This window comes from Rossellomorea sp. ABR4_004 (assembly GCF_056159585.1).
The window spans coordinates 2,105,976-2,124,838 of record NZ_JBSWVM010000001.1 but is presented as its reverse complement, the minus strand read 5'-3'; the positions used below and the strand labels follow the sequence as shown (position 1 = coordinate 2,124,838).

The following is an 18,863-nucleotide window of genomic DNA, read 5'->3' as shown; positions in this document are numbered from 1 at the left end:
CCAATCTATAAAATCGCATTCTTTTATTATAACGCAAAAGGAGGGGGAAAAGGAACATGTGGCGGGGGAAGTGGTGGAAGGGGGTGAGGTGAGGGTGGAGGAGTTTGTCGAATTGTGTAGTGGTGGTGTGGTTCGTTGATAGGCAGAGTGGGATTGGGACGCTTGGGAGAGCGAAGTTGATATATGTAGAAAGTTGATAATTTATGGTCCCAACTCGATAATAAAATTTGAAGATGAGTAAAAAACCTACAAAAAGTTGCCTGGTACCGGTCGATGGAGGTGGATTTGAAAATGAGAAGTGCGTTTTTGATAATAATTCCCCCGAATCCCGAATTTGAAAATAAACCGCTAGAATTAACTCAAAACCTCCCCAATCCCCGCATTACTCCTCCACATGCACATAAAAAGTCTCCCCATCGTACACATTCACACTCTTCAGCCTCACTTTTTCACCATTTTCCCAATAAAAATCCTTATTTTCAGGAAAACGCAGCTCTTCGTCCCCACGTTTCACCACCATCACAGGATTTTTCGAGGTCCGTCCCTCAATCTTCACATCAAAACCTCTTTCACGATAAAATTCCGCACCATCCACGTACCAGGAGACATATTCACCTGAAGATAATGAAAATCCCAGATACTTAGATATCACTGTGGGTATATCGGTATTTTCTATAAGACCAACAGGCTTCCCAGGGCCATATGCATATAAAAAGACATCTTCACCGGTGTGTCCATGAGTCGTAAAACCAAGATTGGCCCGATTCGCCATCAGCTTCACCATTTCATCCTCCAAATCCGCTGCTTTTTTAGAAGCATCCTCCATCGCACAGAATTCTTTTTTACTCAAATTCCCTAACCCATAGTTTTTAAGGACCTCTTTTAAATTTGAACGATCCTTATTAAGCTGAGAAACAGCACCTTTAACCGTAAGCTCAGCTTTACGCAAAGGTTCCACAAACTTTTCAACAGGCTGATTTTTATAGTCCCCGTTCGTACCCTGATTCCCAAGTGTCAGCCCGCTATTTCCGTGATCGGTCACGGCTACCACCATCGTATTTCCGTCTTCACGAGCGAATGCCAAAGCTTCACCAACGGCGTCATCAAAGCTCAGTACCTCACTGATCATCCCTACAGGATCATTTTTGTGAGCTGCCCAATCCACCTTACTGCCTTCGACCATTAAGAAGAATCCCTTATCACTTTGAGAAAGGCGCTGGATGGCAGCGCGAGTCATCTCCGCAAGGGATGGTTGTTCAGGCTTTAACGTCTTCCTGTCCATTTCATAGGCAATGTCCTCTTCAGCAAACGCACCCCATAATTTAGATGCGCCTTTTCTTTTTAAAAGTCCGTCCCTCTTCAATACCAAATCATAGCCCTCTGAGCCGATGACTTCCACGAGATTTTCTCCATCTTCGCGACTGACTTCTTTCGTTTTAAGCATGCCGTCATCGTTTTTTACATGGTCTTTTGATTTCGGTTTCAGCCAGGCGGCACCTCCACCTAGGATAACGTCGAGACCTTGGTACACCTGTTGTTCGCCGATATCTCCAAATTCATCACGGTTCAAGACATGGGAAGTGAATGCAGCCGGAGTGGCATGTTGGACAGGTGAAGTAGCTACGATACCGGTTTTATAGCCGGCCAACTTGGCACCTTCAAGGACGGTCAAAACGGGACGACCATCCGGGCTCATTCCGATGTAATCAGCTTTCGTCTTCAGACCTGTGGACATGGCCGACCCGGCTGCTGCGGAATCGGTGATCGCTGACTGAGCTGAATATGTCCGGGCGCCACCTACCAGAATTTTATCCAGTTGTAGGTCCGTCCCTCGGTACCACCGTGACAGCGTGACGATGTCGGAGTTGGTGCCGTCCATGATCATGAGGATGACGTTTTTCTTGGGTGGGGTTGGGGCTGCGAATAGGCAGGTGGATGGGAAGGAGAAGGCTAGGAGGGATAGGAGAATGGTTAGGATGATGAGGCGTTTTAGTGTATTCATGGTGAGAGCTCCTTTTTTGAAGTAATTAACCAATAGTATTTGTTGGTTGAGAAGGAGTATGTATAGAAAAATGAATCATCCTTTGAATAGGTTGCATGAACATGAAATCATGAAAAAAGCCGCATCCGAAACGAACATAGTTTCAGATGCGACTCCCATTATTTCCGTTCCAATATTCCTACCAGCAGATTTTCTAAAACCGTTGGACGATCTACTTTTTTCAACTCACGCAATTTGATTTTATTCCAATCAATGCCCGTTACGAAAGGAGTACCGTTCTCTAACGCAGGGATGTCCCCGGGATAGACAATGTAGTATTCACCGGCCTTCACGCCGGACTTGATTTGTTGCTGCCCATGTACTTGGATACCGGTTTCAACTTTACGCTGTTCAACGGTTCCTTTTTCTGTGAGGATCCAGACGTATTCAGAAGAGCCTTCTTTTTCAATCGCAGTGACGGGCACGACCAATGCACCTTTTACTTCCTCCGTAATGATCGATAGGAAAACGTGATGACCAGGTAAAAGCTTATTCTCACTGTCCTGGAGCTTCACTTCTACAGGATACATGCTGTCCGTTTGCAAGTGTGGATCGTTTTTGGGGATAGTGGCAACACTGGTCACAATTCCTTTTTGAGTCTTTTTCTCGATGTCGGATTGAACGACCGCGCTCATATTTTCTTCCACGGTAACGATTTCTTTTTCCGTAAGATCAGTCGCTACAATGATGGACTGTGAGGCAATCGTAATCAATGGATTATCAATTGCATGGGATAGATCCTTGATGGTACCGTCGACACTGCTTTGCACCGTTAATGTTGTTTCATACGAATCGATATCTGAAATTTGGCGTTCAAGATTATCGATTTGATTCTCTAAGCGGTCAATCTCCAATTCTTTAGCGGCGATTTCTTTTTTTATATCGTACTCCGACTGAAGTGCACTGGCGTCAATCGGAATTTCTTTGTCGTCCGATGAAGTTGAAGGAAGGGACGATTCCAGACTTTCCAAATCATCGATGTTGTCTTCAATACTATCAATCTCATCTTCTAATTGCTCTACTTCTGATTCCAGAACACTTTTTTGCTGAGTATGATCAGTTACTTCATATTCATATAGTGGCGTTCCGGATTTTACCTGGTCACCTTTTTTAACAAGGAATTTCTTGAAGGAACCAAATTCGTCGTTGAAATAGATGTAGCTTTCTTCTTCAGCAGTAACGACACCCGGTTTGGGAAGCTCTTTAACCAAATTGTCTTTTCCGCTTATCTCCCAATTTGCTACCCGGACTTCGCGGTCGACCTTGCTGTTCGCTTTTTCAATTAGATATGTATTTGCACCAACAAACAAAAGAGAGAGCGTTAAAGTACTATAAAAAATGGTTCTTCTTTTCATCATGTTCACAGCCTTTAGAAAGTTAAATTAAGGTTGATATGTTTAAGAAAGCGAGTAGTGCGTTAAGAGACCACAAGAATAAATTGGTTAAAAGAATCACTAACCAGATGATCCAGTTTTTTTGATTGGTTAACTGTTTGATGCCTTTGTATTGAATGTAGAAAACCCAAACTTTAAAAAGTGAGAAACTTCCCATTAAATAGATGACATACGATTTTGATGTTATATATTGGGTAATTACCCCTAAAGAGAGTGGTGAAGAGTGCCATTCGAGTGAAAAGAATAGGGATAATGGTATATAGGTGAGTTTTTCAAGTAATAAAATGATTAAGACCAGGCCTTGAGTGATAACCAGTTTACGGTATTCACCTTCATTGGATATTGTCCAGAAGATTAATGATGAAAAAAAGAGAATGATAGCTGCATAAAGCATTCCAGCTATTAGTCTGCCTAAGAAAAATAAAAATTTCTCCAACTCGAATACAGTTGGGGATAGCTTCGTCATTTCTTTAGACAAAGGGTCCATTCCGATCCCGAAAGACGAGATCAATCCAAATATAACAATGGATAATAGGAAGAGAAATGAGACTCGTTTCTTAAAACCTTTTAATGCCTCCATCTCATTGAGTTGATAAAAGAAGATTGATGGTTGTTTCAAACCACTGAAAAGTCTGACTTCTCTATGCATAAAATGTTGTCCTCCAACTTGAATAGATTCCACCTCTTATTCTATCGAAAATCATCGAACTTTTCCATAAATTGTAGAACGAATTAAGAAATAAAATAAAAAAGCGTCGAATGGACGCTTTTTGTCAGCTTATGCTTGATAGGTTAGGTAGGTAGTCCCTGCTATTAGTAGAATCGTAATAATAACGAAACTTACATATGTAACTACTTTCTGCGTTTTCTTCTTTCTCATTGCCTCTTCCGGTGTTAAAAATGCCATTATAAAAATCCCCCTTTTCCCGACTTGAAGCTGCTAGACAATAACGAACGTATGTATATATTTTTTGACGAACGTTAATTTTTCCCCATACCAACATTTTATCGGAAATATATGCTAATAATTAATAGGTCTTTAAGCCTATTTAAATTGACGGATGTCGAAAAATATTTGTAGAATTTTGTATATATATGGTAATATAACTAGTAATTGATGTTTGAACTTTCGTATAATAGTGTAATAAAGTGATAGAAACTGTTTTATATTGTAGGAGGTTGTCTTTTTTGAAAGGAAACGTAAGCAAGGAACAATATGTTCTCTCTGTTATCCAGAAAGCGTATGACAAGGGTCAGCAAGGAGATATGAATACAGATAAAATGATTGATTGGCTAAAACAAGAATTGCAAACTGGATATGCTTTAAATCAACGAAAAGCGCTGTAGAATCCTTAATGGGAATCTCAGCGCTTTTTGTTTTTTATGAGGGACGGACCTCTATTGATAGAACAATAAAGTTAAAATGCAGATTTCCTCACATATTGAATTAAATTGAGGATCCTTGAGGTCCGTCCCTACTTCGCCTGTTAGAGGTGGTTGACCTGGGAGATAAATTTTTCATTGCGCTTTTCTGTGAAGGAGGATAGGTCCGTTTGAATTTAGGATGATCGTGAAGGATTTTAAGGATTTACCTGTTTTCTTCGTCTTTGAATTTTCTATTAGAATTATTGATCACAATTAAAGATAATTTGAAAAAGATATACAAAATTACACTAAAACGTATTGAAATGTAAATATAATTGTAATTTTGTCGAATTGGGGGTAAAGGTGGAAGATAGAATGGGAGATCAGAACAGAGGGAGAAATATATGCGCTATATGGGTCACGGAATCCAATTTAACGGGAAAGGTCAAATGGATACGTTTGAAATCAGAGTCAAACCTGGTATTCAGTACTAAAAATTACGGCAAACAGCGTGTGATCTACTATTCTCAAAACAGCTTTACCTGCGAGGAACAGAAAAGAAAAGATTACCTATTAATAGATAGAATAGAAGAATAAAGGTGGTTCACTAAAAAGATGAGGGACGGACCTCCAAAGTATAACTTGAAGCCAAGAAGCTTAATTTAACTTCTTTTGTGAATTACCAGAGGTCCGTCCCTCAAAAAAAGAGGATTTTTCGGAGTTGTGTCGAATAGGTAATTGTACGAAATTTAGTTTAAACCAAGAGAAGGAGTGATGTTATGGTCCGAACGCCTCGGGATTGGTGTCCGGGAGCCACTTATCATGTAACAGCAAGAGGGAACCGGAAGCAAGATTTGTTTCATGATATTGAAGACCGAAAGAAGTATTTATCCTACCTGCAGGAAACGAAAGACAAGTATCCCTTTACTATCCACGCTTACTGTTTGATGTCCAACCACATTCATCTTCTAATCGAAACCCATGACGTTCCACTCGAGCAGATCTTCAGAATCCTTCATACCCGTTATGCGATTTATTTCAATAAAAAATATGATTATGTCGGACATGTTTTTCAAGGAAGATATGGCTCAACCAAGATTGATACCCCTGCCTATTTCATGAAGGTCAGCAGATATATTCACCAAAATCCTGTCAAAGCCAAACTTACTGTCGTCCCCGAGTATTATCCCTGGAGCAGCTACCCCTCATATGTTCATTCCATCGACAATCCGCTTCTCTCAAAGGAGAGAACCCTGGCCTATTTTCCAGATTCAGAAGTGAAGCTTTATAAAGAATATGTAGACAAAGACGAAGAGAAGGAAGACCCAAACAAGGAATTTGACGAAAATACAACTAAAGTTGTAAAAAAATAAAATATTTTTGTAAAAGATTAAAGGGAATTAGATGTTTATGTCGAAATTCATCTTTGTAGGACCAAATTCCTATACCGAGGAGGAGGAAGTATGAAAAAAGATTTTATGTTGGTATTTGAGGATTTTCATGTTTCAAAGAGGAGCATCAAGAAATCGAAAAAACATTTAGTCGTCTTTCAAGGTCAGCATTATTACAATAAGTTAGTCGTTGTGAATCAGCCACCGGGATTTTCCCATGCACTGGAAAGCATCATGTATTCTGATAAGATACTTGAAACAGTTGGGTTTACCACCTTATTTGCCGTTCCAATCGATCGTAATCATTCCATCCCATTTAAGTTTGTCCGAATAGGTGACAACACACCAAAGGAATGTAAGGTTGTTCTGGAAAAGCGGGAGGGAGTGGAGCAACTGAATATACGATCTTTATACCCTATGGATGACCGTCTTGCCAATGAAGACAAACAGGATATTCTGTCCTACCTGAGCCTGAAGTCTGATGATGGAACCGTCACCTATCTCATGAACAACCCCCAAGTGTTCAAAGGAAAGGGCAAAAAACAAGAAGAGTAAAGGAGGAATGAGGCGAACCTAAATTGAATAGGTACGTCTTTTCTAGTTCTTATTGTTTATGAGGGACGGACCTCCAACCATTTGAACTAGTGAACACCCCCTATGCCTCTGCCAGAGAAGCTCTCCAAAACCCTTTACCACGCTACCAAACTACCTCTCTAAGTTTCTAAAATCACCACTTTTTTCGTTGACCTCTTATGAAACAGACCATACAATATAAGTAGTTATTAGTATTTTTAGAATTTTCACGTAAGGTGCGAATGCCACTTGGATAAGACAGATCATACTCGTATCGGAAAGAATGCCATGCTTCTTCTCCTCGTAGATAAAGAGGAAGAAGAATGGAATCGTCATTTCAATGAACTGAATTGGAGTTACTGCACTGGGAAAATCGGTTCCATGGATAGTCAAAAAATTGTGGCTGCGATTGAAACGGCAGCGAAGCGAAGTGATCTTGTCCGGGAAGATTTGTATCGTGAAATGCACGCCTTATATCACGCCATCATGGAGGCATTGACGGGTGTGACCCGCGGCCATACACAATTAGGTGAGGTTCTGCGCACAGTGGGATTGCGCTTCTCTGTTGTACGGGGGACTCCATATGCAAGTGAAGATGAAGGCGAATGGATCGCAGTAGCGTTATATGGAACGATTGGTGCGCCAATTAAGGGGTTGGAGCACGAGACAATCGGACTTGGAATTAATCATATTTAAATAATCTAGAGCCTAGAGATATTAGTTGAAAGGAGGCTCGACCAACGGCAGAAGTCTGTCTTTGGTCGAGCCTCTTTTTGTGTGGAGTTTTTGGGGTCAAGATTTTCGGAAGTGGACTGTGCAGATTTGGAGGTCCGTCCCAGAGTGGTTTAAAGCGTTAAAGAATGAAACAACAAACATAGCGATTCAGAGGGGTTTGGCCAGATTTGAGGTTGTGCAGAGGCGACTTATGGAGGTCCGTCCCTAAAAATATGAAGAGGTGATTGTAATGGTTGAGTTGACGGGTTGTAGTTTGACGCTGGATGAGGCGAAGAGGGTTATTTATGGGAAGGAGAAAGTGGAGCTTTCGCCGGTTAGTATGGAGCGGGTGCGGAAGAGTCGTGAGGCTGTTGAGCGGATTGTGAAGGAGAAGCGTGTGGTGTATGGGATCAATACGGGCTTTGGGAAGTTTAGTGATGTTTTGATTGATTCGGATGATGTGGAGGAGCTTCAGCTGAACCTGATTCACTCTCATGCGTGTGGAGTGGGTGATCCGTTCCCTGAGAACGTTTCTCGTGCCATGCTCCTACTGAGATGCAACGCTCTTTTAAAAGGCTATTCTGGCGTTAGGCCCGTGATCGTCGAAAGGCTAGCGGAGTTCTTGAATAAAGGAATCCATCCTGTGGTCCCGCAGCAGGGATCACTTGGAGCAAGCGGAGACTTAGCGCCACTTTCACACCTTGCCCTAGCATTGATGGGAGAAGGAGAAGTTCACTATCAAGGAGAGGTACATCAAACCCTTCCTGTCCTATCGAAAGAAAATATCTTCCCAATCCAGCTTCAGGCGAAAGAAGGATTGGCACTCATCAACGGAACACAAGCGATGACTGCAATGGGAGTCATCGGATACCTGGAAGCGGAGGAACTTGCTTTCCAAAGTGAGATGATCGCAAGTCTGACCTTGGAGGGACTTAGAGGAATCATGGATGCCTTCGACGAAGATATTCATTTAGTAAGGGGTTATCCTCAGCAGGTCGCAACGGCAAAAAGAATCCGGGATTACCTGGTAGACAGTAAACTGACAACGAAGCAAGGAGAACTCAGAGTCCAGGACGCCTACTCGTTACGATGTATCCCGCAAGTACATGGAGCATCTTGGCAGGCACTTGACTATGTAAAAGAAAAGCTGGAAATCGAAATGAACGCGGCAACCGATAATCCCCTGATTTTCGATGATGGAGAAAAGGTGATTTCAGGAGGGAACTTCCATGGACAGCCAATCGCATTCGCCATGGATTTCATGAAAATTGCCATCGCAGAGCTTGCCAACATTTCAGAAAGACGAATCGAACGTCTCGTGAACCCGCAGCTGAATGATCTGCCACCATTCTTGAGTCCACAACCGGGACTTCAATCCGGTGCCATGATCATGCAATACTGTGCGGCATCACTCGTATCCGAAAACAAAACACTCGCCCATCCAGCGAGCGTCGATTCCATCCCGTCATCAGCCAACCAGGAAGATCACGTCAGCATGGGAACCATCGGATCGAGACACGCCTACCAAATCCTGCAGAACTCAAGAAGAGTCCTCGCCGTCGAACTTATCTGCAATCTGCAGGCAGCAGAACATCGAGGGACGGACCTCATGGCAAGCAGGACACGACAATTTTACGAAGCAGCGAGAAAGGTCATCCCTTCCATTACAAAGGACCGGATCTTCTCGAAAGATATAGAAAAAGCCAACCAGTGGCTGCAACAGATCTCGTTAAGCACACTCATCAAACCTAACAAAACAAAGGAGGAAACGACAAATGGTTAAGGCAAACAAACGAATCGTACAAATCAAAACAGGGACGGACCTTGAATGTAAAGGATGGGAGCAGGAAGCAGTTCTTCGCATGCTCTATAACAATATTGATCCTGAGGTAGCTGAAATTCCGGAAGACCTTGTTGTATACGGTGGTATCGGGAAAGCGGCCCGTAACTGGGAGTCCTTCGACGCCATTGTTCACACGCTCAGAAACTTGGAAAACGATGAAACCATGCTTGTTCAATCCGGGAAACCGGTTGGTGTGTTCAAAACCCATAAAGCGGCTCCGAGAGTTTTACTTTCTAACTCGGTCCTTGTACCAAAATGGGCAAACTGGGAGCACTTCCACGAACTCGATCAAAAAGGCCTCATGATGTACGGCCAAATGACGGCGGGAAGCTGGATCTATATCGGGACGCAAGGAATCCTGCAAGGGACATATGAAACGTTCGCAGCACTTGCGAAGAAACATTTCAACAACTCACTTAAAGGTACGATCACTCTAACTGCAGGACTAGGCGGAATGGGTGGAGCACAACCTCTCGCCGTCACTATGAACGGGGGAGTCGTGATCGCAGTCGACGTTGATGCAGAACGCATCCAAAAGCGCCTCGACACGAAATACTGTGACGTGAAGACAGATTCCATCGATGAAGCGTTAATGATGGCCTATGAAGCACGTGATCAAGGCAAGCCTCTTTCCATCGCCTTACTTGGAAACGCGGCAGAGGTTCATCATGAACTTTTAAAAAGGAATGTTCAGATCGATATCGTAACTGACCAAACATCAGCCCACGACCCATTAAACGGCTATGTACCAGAGGGATATTCGCTTACAGAAGCAGCAGAGCTCCGTAAACAGGATCCGAAAGCCTACACAACGCTTTCACAAAAAAGCATGGCCAAACACGTGGAAGCTATGCTTGAGTTCCAGAATAGCGGATCGATCGTATTCGACTACGGCAACAACATCCGTCAGGTAGCGAAGGATGAGGGAGTCGACAATGCCTTTGATTTCCCTGGCTTCGTCCCAGCCTACATCCGTCCATTATTCTGTGAAGGAAAAGGACCTTTCCGTTGGGCGGCACTGTCAGGTGATCCAGAGGATATCTATAGAACAGATCGCCTGATCAAAGAGCTTTTCCCAGAAAACGAAGCACTGAATCGCTGGATCGATATGGCACAGGAACAAGTGGCATTCCAAGGACTGCCTTCACGCATATGCTGGCTTGGATACGGTGAGCGAGTGAAGATGGGTCTTGCCATCAATGAGCTTGTTCGAAACGGAGAACTGAAAGCGCCAATCGTCATCGGTCGTGACCACCTGGATTGCGGATCCGTTGCTTCACCGAACCGTGAAACCGAAAGCATGAAAGACGGCAGTGACGCAGTAGGAGACTGGGCAATCCTGAACGCCCTCATCAACACAGCGGCAGGCGGCTCATGGATCTCCTTCCACCACGGCGGCGGAGTAGGCATGGGTTACTCACTGCACGCTGGTATGGTGGTTGTGGCAGACGGGACGGACCTTGCACAGGAAAGATTAGAACGCGTGCTCACAACAGACCCTGGAATGGGTGTCATCCGCCACGTCGACGCAGGCTACGACATAGCAGAAAAAACAGCCGAAAAACACAACATCCACATCCCGATGAACAAAGGAGGAGAATAATATGACCGCAGAAAAACACTTCGACACCATCATCGACAATATCGGACAGCTCCTGACGATGGACCATGGGGATCATGGGGACGGACCTCTTAAAGGAAAGGAAATGAGTAAACTCGAGGTTTTAGAGCATGCGGCCCTGGCCATCAGGGACGGACTTGTCGCATGGATCGGAACACATGAAGAAGCACAATCCTTCAAAGCAACGGAACGAATCGACGCAGAAGGAAAGCTGGTCACACCAGGTTTAGTAGACCCGCATACACATTTAGTCTTCGGCGGCTCACGTGAACACGAAATGGCCCTCAAACAGCAGGGAGTTCCATACTTAGAGATCCTGAAACGCGGGGGAGGTATCCTATCTACAGTAGGTGCCACCCGCGAAGCATCAGAAGAAGAGCTGCTCACTAAAGCGCGTTTCCACTTAAACAGAATGATTTCATACGGAGTCACAACTGTCGAAGCGAAAAGCGGCTACGGCCTTGACCGCCCAACTGAACTAAAACAGCTGCGAGTTGCCAAACAACTGAACGAATCGCACCCGGCAGACATCGTTTCCACATTCCTTGGAGCACACGCGATCCCACCTGAATTCAAAGGTCGCTCCGATGAATTTTTAACGGAAATGCTTGAGCTGTTGAACGATATTGAAAAAGGTCAACTTGCCGAATTCGTCGACATTTTCTGCGAAACAGGGGTATTCACAGTAGAACAATCCCGCGAATTCCTGAAAAAAGCCAAAGAGAAAGGCTTCTCCGTTAAAATTCACGCCGACGAAATCGATCCACTCGGTGGAACGGAAATGGCAACGGAAATCGGGGCAACAAGCGGAGACCACTTAGTTGGCGCATCCGAAAAAGGTATCCAGGCACTGGGCGAGACGGACACCATTGCGGTCCTCCTGCCAGGCACGTCCTTCTATCTGAACAAAGGCAAGTTCGCCAACGCAAGAGGCATGATGGAAGCGGGAGCAGCAGTCGCCCTGTCAACAGACTTCAACCCGGGCAGTTCACCAACAGAGAACCTGCAGTTCATCATGAATCTGGCATCCCTGCAATTGAAAATGACGCCGGAAGAAATCTGGAACGCTGTAACAATCAACGCAGCATATGCCATCAACAGAGGGGATTCAGCAGGAAAGCTAGTACCAGGTCGAAATGCAGACATCGTCCTATGGGATGTACCTAACTATCATTACGTACCATATCACTACGGGGTGAACCACACCCACACCGTCATGAAAAACGGCCGGATCATCTACCGCAAGGAGAAGCTTCATGAGCACATTTCATCACATTAAGCAGGCAGGTAAAGCTCAATTCAAAGACCGCTACACAACAAAGGCAGCAGAACTCCTGACGCCTTGGGAAGAAGGAATAAAAGGGGACATCGCCATCATCGGCGCTCCGCTTTCCAAACCTTCCATCTCACACTCAGGGGCAAGCTTCGCACCCGATGCGATCAGACGATGCCTTAACTCGTTTACAACGTACAACATCGAAAGAGGGACGGACCTCGCCAAAGACAAGAAAACCATCATCGACTTCGGCGACATCACCATGCACCCAACATCAATAGAAGACTGCCATCAACGAATCTATGAATCTGTCAAAGAAGTCAAACAAACAAACGCAGCACCCTTCACCATCATCCTTGGAGGCGACCACTCCATCACCACTTCAACGGTGAAAGCTATCAAGGAAACGAAAGGGACAGTCGGGATCATTCAGTTTGATGCTCACCATGACCTTCGTAACACGGAAGACGGGGGACCAACGAACGGAACACCTTTTAGAAGGTTAATAGAAGAGGGGCACCTCAAAGGTGGGCACCTAATTCAAATCGGCATCCGTAATTACGCCAATGCCAAAGCCTATCATGACTATGCCATCGAGCAGGGTGTTACAGTTTATACCATGAAGGACGTCAGACAACAACCCATGACAGAGCTAATCAATAATGCTCTAAACCAACTAGAATCCCAAGTCGACACCATCTACCTCTCAGTAGACATGGACGTCCTCGATCAGGCATACGCTCCAGGCTGCCCGGCAATCGGTCCAGGAGGCATGCATCCGGATGCGCTGACACAAGCCATCGAAACCGCCCTGCAGCATCCTAAAGTCCACACCATGGACATCGTAGAAATTGACCCGACTCTCGACACCCGAGACATGACGAGTAGAGTCGCAAGCCTTCTTATCATTAATTCACTTCTATAACAAAGGTCCGTCCCTCACCGCATTAAAGTGGTGAGGGACGGACCTTTGACGGTTTTGGTCGGTGTTGCCCCGATCGTCTCCCCTCCATCTCATCTGTTATGTTGAATTGTCCTTTATCTTTTGTTTCAGTAACTTCTATTGTCAATCACTCTCTTTCCTATTTGGGATCTGAGAAGATACACCATTTTTAATCGATTGTTAAGTGAGTTTATAACAAGATTGTTTTTTTGTGGATATAAATTTTAAATAATCTCAAAAAATGAGACACCTTAATCCCGACAAACGTCTAATTCAAGAATAACTTACAAAAATGTAAAAAAATTCATTAAACTATAGCGGATGGGGAACGGACCTGGGTATAATGAGGACTTGGAAATAGCAGCCATCCAGCCTAATCAAGGGGGATATAAAATGGGAGAAGTTATACAGCATGAGAAGAGGGGAGTGATGCAGATGGAAGTAAGTGGGGAAAGGCTGATTGAGAATTTGATTGACGAGTATGAAGCACAGGTTACAAAATTGGTGTATTTGTATGTGAAAGACTGGTCAACTGCTCAGGATATTACGCAAGAGGTATTCATTAAAGCATTTCATGCTCTCCATCAGTTCAATCAAAAATCCTCCTACAAAACGTGGATTTACAGAATAGCCATTAACCAGTGTAAGGATTATAAACGTTCAGCTTATTTCAGGAAGAATATGATTGTGAATAAATTCCATAGCATTCTTAATAAAGAGACGGCAGTTACCCCGGAACAAGAAATCATAAAAAACGAAGAAAATGACTCTGTTGCATTTCATATCTTCTCATTGCCCCTGAAATATAGAGAAATCATTTTATTATACTACTACGAGGAATTATCGACCCAGGAAATCGCTGAAATGCTGGGTATTAATCCTTCAACGGTCCGGACAAGGTTAGATCGCGGAAGAGAAAAGTTGAAGAAAACAATGGAAGGGAGGTTTCCCAATGAATAAGGACCCTTTGCATAATTTGAAGAATGAAATAGAACGGGAAGTATTCAAGAACACCGACCCTGTCAGTCAAAAAAGGGCCATTCTGACGAAGATAAGGAGTGAAAAACAAAAGAAGTCATCGCCAAAATCTATCTTCATCAATCTAGGTGTTTCTTTATGTGTCATCATGATTCTTTCTATTCTAAGTTCCAGTTATCTGTTTAAGGATGACCTCGTGAAGGAGAACGATAAAGAGGAGTCTATAGATCAATTCACGTTTATACCTAATGACAATTCAGATGAACACATAAAAGATGAAAAATCCATAATCAGGAAATCCGCGAAACCCGTTGATCGTGTAAATGAGAATGAAGGACAAGAAGAAGAGATAGAAGAGTTAGAAGAAGGGTCATCTGTTAAAAATGAACAGGAAAACAAGCCTGAAAAGGTGGATGTACCATCTTTAAATCCCTTTGACCTGTCTATCATCCTAAGTCATCCGGATGAATTTAAGCGTGAAGCGAAGAATGGAACTTTCATAGGGACTTCTTTTACCATAGGAGATTCTGTTGACGAGATACAGGAGTTATACAAGGATACGTATGAAGATATTAACATTATGAAAGGTCATAAAGATTATGATCGGATTAACAATTATCTACTTCATTTTCTTCAAGATGAAAAGAAGCTGTTACAGATTCGCTCTAATATCAGCCCAGTATACAAACTGGATCAAGTTATCGAGACGCTTGGTGAACCGTATTATTTTTATAATGTGATGGAAGGCGTTTATACTGCGGATTTTCACTACGGTGAATATATTGTTGAAATGCAGTTAGACGGTCTTAACAAACTTAAACCAAATACGGCTGGCGAGATTCAAACCATTGATCGCGGATCGTATATTACATCAGTGGCACTTCTTAAGAACAAGGGAGGTGCGGATTATTTAAGTAAGGATGTTCAGTACCTTGGCGAGGAAGAAGTGGTAGATTTTCGAAAGGAATGGTTCAACGAAGCGAGAGACTATATCGTGCAAAATACAGTATCTCACGCAGTCATCCTTCACTCTCAACAGGACCCGTTGGAATTTAACATCGTAGTCCCGCAGGAGACACCAGAGGACGAAATGAGAGCCATAGCAAATCAATTCCTGAAGAGATTGACGGAAGTTTCGAACGAAGCAATCGAAGAAGGAACAATATGGAATGATTACACCTATGTTATTCATATTGAGAATAGTATAGACGGTTATTACGATACGGGATCGAGCAGTTCGAAAAGTACTCATGAAGGGGGTTATCCAGACATCAATTGGACCGGTGATTTAAGCTCCATTGAGTAAGGTCCGTCCCTCACATAAGAACTTTGGCATATGCCAAAGTTCTTTACGTATGTATGAGAAGCGTGCAACATATATGCAGTTCAAACTTCATTGAAAAAATTAGATTGGCAGGAGTTTTGTTAAGAAAAGGTGAAATGAATCATAGGTAAGATTTTATGAAAATGAGGAATCATTATGATTGAAGCCCTTATAGGCTTATTATGTGCATTGCTTTTCCTGCTCCTTTCATCCATAATCGTTGCAGTAATCCCGGCATATTTGATTAAAAAGAAATTAACCTATGAAAAAAGGGTAGTAGTGGAGGCAGTGTTATGGGGCTTATGCTCAATGGTGGTATTCATACTCAATCTACCATACTTTTTAATCAATTCATTTGCCTGCGCAGCCCTTACAATCAACGGAGTGAAATTAGTTGCCCTTCCAGTATTGGGTATGTTGAAACGCTCGAATAAAAGAAGGTATATCGTTTTGAGACGATTTATGAGGAAATTTTAGAATGGCAGATGCAAAAAGAGGCAGCCCAGATGGGATAGCCTCTTCAATCTAAACAACATTTAATTACTAATTCTTTCCCGCGTCATGTCATAACCAGAATGAATTTCTTTCATCCCGATCACTTTCAGAAAGTGGCGGAGCTTGTTCATGCAGGATTCCCCAAGGTCACCTGCGATTTCGAACTGATCAATGACGGCACACTTCTCAACTTTAGAAGTTGTTACGCTTTGAGTTTTACGATGCTCCACATGGTTGTTAATGGCGTACGTGGATACCATGGCTTGCCCGACCTTACAATCACCTTTGGAAAATTCGAATTGGAACTGGATCGACATATCCAAATCCGAGTATAGAGGATTTACTTTCATGCTTATGCTTTTCATCATGAAGCCCCCTTTCTTTTATTGTACTTTTATCCTATCACAATATGGAAAAGAGGGAATTTAGCCTTATGAACTAATATCACACATGCAACTTTGTTTATAACATGAATAATCCGTTTTTTGGCAAATTCTATAACTGTAGGAATATTACTATAAGAATATTTTTCATCGTAAAAAAAGCTCCCTTTTAAGGGAAGCTTTAAAGTATTTATTAATGTGGGTTTCCTGGAAGTTCAGTTTGTTGGATTTGTCCCCCAGCAATCTCATTTGAACCAGTAGCAAATCCATAAACACTAAGTAAAAGGATAGATGCTGTAAAAACAGTAAGAAAACGTCTTTTCATAGGACTTTCCTCCCTTTCTTGTTTAAATAGATTTTAGATAAGATTAATATTATATATGTTAGTTTAATTAAAACATATTTTATTTTTATGATAGTTCCCCATATAACATCAAATTACCTAATTAATTAACTGTAATATCGTTTATTCATCAGTTTTCATTTAGAAATATAACTTTAGGCATATTTAGGAGAGGGTTTAATGGATTTTGCAGCAGTTGGAAAAAAAATCAAAGAACTCAGAAAAAATAGCGGGTTATCTCAAGAAGAACTTGCAGAAGGAGTATGTACCCAAGCACAAATAAGTAAAATAGAAAAAGGAGATGTTTTCCCTTATGCATCCACCTTATATCAAATTTCTCAGAAGCTAGGGGTGGATGTCAATTATTTTTTTGATATTGGTACTACACCTAGACTGGATTATGTACAAGAGGTATTTCAACAATTACAAATTCTTCGGAGAAGCTTAAAGTTTGAAGAAATGATGGAAATTGTAAGGGCTGAAGAACACAATCCTTTATTTATGCAAAATAATAAAAATAAACAAATTTTATTGTGGCACAAAGGAATATACTTATACGAAGTAAGAAAAGATCTTGATAAGTCGGTGGAAACCCTCCAAGAGGCTATAAATATTACAAGTCTTAAAGGGAAAATTCTTCAAGAAAGAGAATTAGAGATTTTGTTATCTCTCGGAGCTATTTACTTTAATGAAGACCTTGATAAAGCTTTGGAGGTATTTGAAGAAATTAAAGTGCATTTGCAGATTTTACCGCACTTGAATAACTATTCTATTAAAACAAGGCTTCTATACAATTTAGCAAGAGTACTAACGAGACTAGTTAGAATAGAAGAATCAAATAAATATTGTGAGGACGCTATTAAGTGGGCTCTTCATAAAGATAGTTTGTATCTCTTAGGAGAGTTACACTACCAAATCGGATATAATTTGGAACTGTTAAATCAACCACAAAAAGCCAAGAGCTATATGGAGAAAGCACTTATTGTATTTGAACTTCAAGAGGATGACAAATATATCAATTTTATCAGGAATAAAATTAAAGAATTGTCAGAGGTTAAATAAGCTTTTAGACACTTAATAACGTAAAGCACCAATTCCCTAAATTTATGATTAGCTTTCTGTTCTTTCTTCTGAAGAGAAATTATCTATTTAATATAAAGAGAAAGAGAGAACCAGTTGTGAACTGGTTTTTTTTTCGTCTCCGTGGTCAATCGAAAGCGGGGGATATCGATACAGTCTCAACCTCTACGTTTATACTTCTACCAATCGGTTTGGATGTACAAACTGGTTTGAAGTACATCTAATAAACATTACTATCTATAAGAGTTACGCGTTATTTGTCGGAAAGTAATTGAATCCACTCTACAAATATTTACAAACTCATTAAATAAAGTTCACTAAAATAGTAGAAAGTTACATAGAAAAAGTGATGATCAAAGAAACCTAGAAATGTACTCCATTCGAACAAATAAAATGGGAGTGATAGACAATGAATAAAAGACAAAAATTATGGCTGAAAATAAGTGTTTCTTTCTTATTATTAGGAATCATCATCATGTCTATCGTAGCTTACTTCCTAATCCAATCCATAAGAGAGGGCTTTTATCAACGTGCGTTTGAGAAGCAATATGACTATGTGTCTTTAGAGGAAGAGGGATCGATTGATGCGGTCCAGGTCTTTCACGGGGTGAAAATAAATACGTATGTTGAAAGTGAGAGTAAGGCGACCATCGTTCTAGAAATAAATGACGAAGTGGAAGCGAAGATAAAAGGACTTAAGGTAGATCCTGAGGAAGAGGGGATGCAGCCCTTCTCTAGTGTGATCCAATATAAATCAGTAACAGACAATCAATCAGGCAAAGAGCAGTTCATCGTCAGCCTGCAAACGACTCCTGCTAATCAAAAGGACGGCATCATCAAGTACAGAACCTACACGATCAATGAAAATGGCATCGTCAAGAAGAGTGATTTCACCGAAGACACCAAGTCAAAGCTGGAGACCCAATGGATAAGGGGGATTTCAGATGAAACAAAGGGACATTATACTAACATTCTTTACCAGGATGGTTCAGTAGGAGCTATTTTGTTTCTTATGTTTATCGGAACCGTCAGTATCGCAGGTGGGGTACTGATGAGAAAAGCGGTTATTACAAGTGAAAGAAGGACAGCTGCATAGACA

At 42.0% G+C, this 18,863-nt stretch carries 20 protein-coding genes; 14 read left to right on the top strand and 6 right to left on the bottom strand.

The genetic code is table 11. From position 1 onward, the window contains the following. Positions 1–382: 382 nt before the first annotated feature. The 4 genes from ACXAF2_RS10720 to ACXAF2_RS10705 all read right to left on the bottom strand — a co-directional run bounded on the left by ACXAF2_RS10720 (position 383) and on the right by ACXAF2_RS10705 (position 4,342). On the bottom strand, positions 383–2,002 hold the full coding sequence (locus ACXAF2_RS10720; RefSeq protein WP_475138619.1) for an alkaline phosphatase: 1,620 nt from the start codon (positions 2,000–2,002) through the stop codon (positions 383–385). A 158-nt stretch (positions 2,003–2,160) separates the two neighbouring features. Next, positions 2,161–3,399 (bottom strand): efflux RND transporter periplasmic adaptor subunit, encoded by a 1,239-nt coding sequence (locus ACXAF2_RS10715; protein ID WP_475138617.1) that lies wholly within the window; start codon positions 3,397–3,399, stop codon positions 2,161–2,163. A gap of 19 nt (positions 3,400–3,418) precedes the next feature. Continuing rightward, positions 3,419–4,084 (bottom strand): hypothetical protein, encoded by a 666-nt coding sequence (locus ACXAF2_RS10710; RefSeq protein WP_475138616.1) that lies wholly within the window; start codon positions 4,082–4,084, stop codon positions 3,419–3,421. A 129-nt stretch (positions 4,085–4,213) separates the two neighbouring features. Continuing rightward, on the bottom strand, positions 4,214–4,342 hold the full coding sequence (locus tag ACXAF2_RS10705; RefSeq protein WP_299744173.1) for a hypothetical protein: 129 nt from the start codon (positions 4,340–4,342) through the stop codon (positions 4,214–4,216). Between the two features lie 281 nt (positions 4,343–4,623). Here ACXAF2_RS10705 and ACXAF2_RS10700 point away from each other — a divergent pair, with 281 nt between their 5' ends. The 12 genes from ACXAF2_RS10700 to ACXAF2_RS10645 all read left to right on the top strand — a co-directional run bounded on the left by ACXAF2_RS10700 (position 4,624) and on the right by ACXAF2_RS10645 (position 15,940). Continuing rightward, a complete protein-coding gene (locus tag ACXAF2_RS10700) occupies positions 4,624–4,782 on the top strand; it encodes a YwzD family small protein (protein WP_187443716.1) in 159 nt (52 codons plus the stop codon). A gap of 393 nt (positions 4,783–5,175) precedes the next feature. Further along, entirely contained in the window at positions 5,176–5,397 is a 222-nt protein-coding gene (locus ACXAF2_RS10695; protein ID WP_475138614.1) for a hypothetical protein, read from the top strand. Between the two features lie 182 nt (positions 5,398–5,579). After that, on the top strand, positions 5,580–6,173 hold the full coding sequence (locus tag ACXAF2_RS10690) for an REP-associated tyrosine transposase (RefSeq protein ID WP_475138613.1): 594 nt from the start codon (positions 5,580–5,582) through the stop codon (positions 6,171–6,173). A gap of 90 nt (positions 6,174–6,263) precedes the next feature. Beyond that, positions 6,264–6,746, top strand: coding sequence for a hypothetical protein (locus ACXAF2_RS10685; RefSeq protein ID WP_475138611.1), 483 nt, complete (start codon positions 6,264–6,266; stop codon positions 6,744–6,746). A gap of 267 nt (positions 6,747–7,013) precedes the next feature. Continuing rightward, positions 7,014–7,460, top strand: a complete 447-nt coding sequence (hutP, locus tag ACXAF2_RS10680) for a hut operon transcriptional regulator HutP (protein WP_262372014.1) — start codon at positions 7,014–7,016, stop codon at positions 7,458–7,460. Positions 7,461–7,728: 268 nt separating this feature from the next. Beyond that, positions 7,729–9,261 carry a histidine ammonia-lyase gene (gene hutH / locus ACXAF2_RS10675; RefSeq protein ID WP_475138609.1) on the top strand — a complete coding sequence of 511 codons (1,533 nt, stop codon included), beginning with the start codon at positions 7,729–7,731 and terminating at the stop codon, positions 9,259–9,261. Next, complete coding sequence (hutU, locus tag ACXAF2_RS10670; RefSeq protein WP_475138608.1) at positions 9,254–10,924, top strand: urocanate hydratase; 1,671 nt, start codon at positions 9,254–9,256, stop codon at positions 10,922–10,924. Before hutH ends, hutU begins: the two co-directional genes overlap by 8 nt. A gap of 1 nt (position 10,925) precedes the next feature. Next, positions 10,926–12,221, top strand: a complete 1,296-nt coding sequence (gene hutI, locus ACXAF2_RS10665) for an imidazolonepropionase (protein ID WP_475138606.1) — start codon at positions 10,926–10,928, stop codon at positions 12,219–12,221. After that, positions 12,199–13,143, top strand: a complete 945-nt coding sequence (hutG, locus tag ACXAF2_RS10660; RefSeq protein ID WP_475138605.1) for a formimidoylglutamase — start codon at positions 12,199–12,201, stop codon at positions 13,141–13,143. The genes hutI and hutG overlap by 23 nt, the downstream gene beginning before the upstream one ends. Before the next feature lie 411 nt (positions 13,144–13,554). Then, the gene (locus tag ACXAF2_RS10655) at positions 13,555–14,121 is read left to right on the top strand and encodes a sigma-70 family RNA polymerase sigma factor (protein WP_187443718.1); all 567 of its coding nucleotides are present in this window, start codon (positions 13,555–13,557) and stop codon (positions 14,119–14,121) included. Continuing rightward, positions 14,114–15,445 (top strand): hypothetical protein, encoded by a 1,332-nt coding sequence (locus ACXAF2_RS10650; protein WP_475138603.1) that lies wholly within the window; start codon positions 14,114–14,116, stop codon positions 15,443–15,445. Before ACXAF2_RS10655 ends, ACXAF2_RS10650 begins: the two co-directional genes overlap by 8 nt. 174 nt (positions 15,446–15,619) lie before the next feature. Further along, positions 15,620–15,940: a hypothetical protein gene (locus ACXAF2_RS10645; protein ID WP_475138601.1), complete on the top strand. Its 321-nt coding sequence runs from the start codon at positions 15,620–15,622 to the stop codon at positions 15,938–15,940. Positions 15,941–15,999: 59 nt separating this feature from the next. Here ACXAF2_RS10645 and ACXAF2_RS10640 read toward each other — a convergent pair whose 3' ends face one another. Both ACXAF2_RS10640 and ACXAF2_RS10635 read right to left on the bottom strand, forming a co-directional pair. Continuing rightward, positions 16,000–16,323 (bottom strand): hypothetical protein, encoded by a 324-nt coding sequence (locus tag ACXAF2_RS10640; RefSeq protein ID WP_315635382.1) that lies wholly within the window; start codon positions 16,321–16,323, stop codon positions 16,000–16,002. A 211-nt stretch (positions 16,324–16,534) separates the two neighbouring features. Continuing rightward, complete coding sequence (locus ACXAF2_RS10635) at positions 16,535–16,666, bottom strand: hypothetical protein (protein WP_315635384.1); 132 nt, start codon at positions 16,664–16,666, stop codon at positions 16,535–16,537. A 198-nt stretch (positions 16,667–16,864) separates the two neighbouring features. Here ACXAF2_RS10635 and ACXAF2_RS10630 point away from each other — a divergent pair, with 198 nt between their 5' ends. Both ACXAF2_RS10630 and ACXAF2_RS10625 read left to right on the top strand, forming a co-directional pair. Continuing rightward, the gene (locus tag ACXAF2_RS10630) at positions 16,865–17,746 is read left to right on the top strand and encodes a helix-turn-helix domain-containing protein (protein ID WP_315635386.1); all 882 of its coding nucleotides are present in this window, start codon (positions 16,865–16,867) and stop codon (positions 17,744–17,746) included. Between the two features lie 427 nt (positions 17,747–18,173). After that, positions 18,174–18,860 (top strand): hypothetical protein, encoded by a 687-nt coding sequence (locus ACXAF2_RS10625; protein ID WP_475138599.1) that lies wholly within the window; start codon positions 18,174–18,176, stop codon positions 18,858–18,860. Positions 18,861–18,863 lie beyond the last annotated feature (3 nt).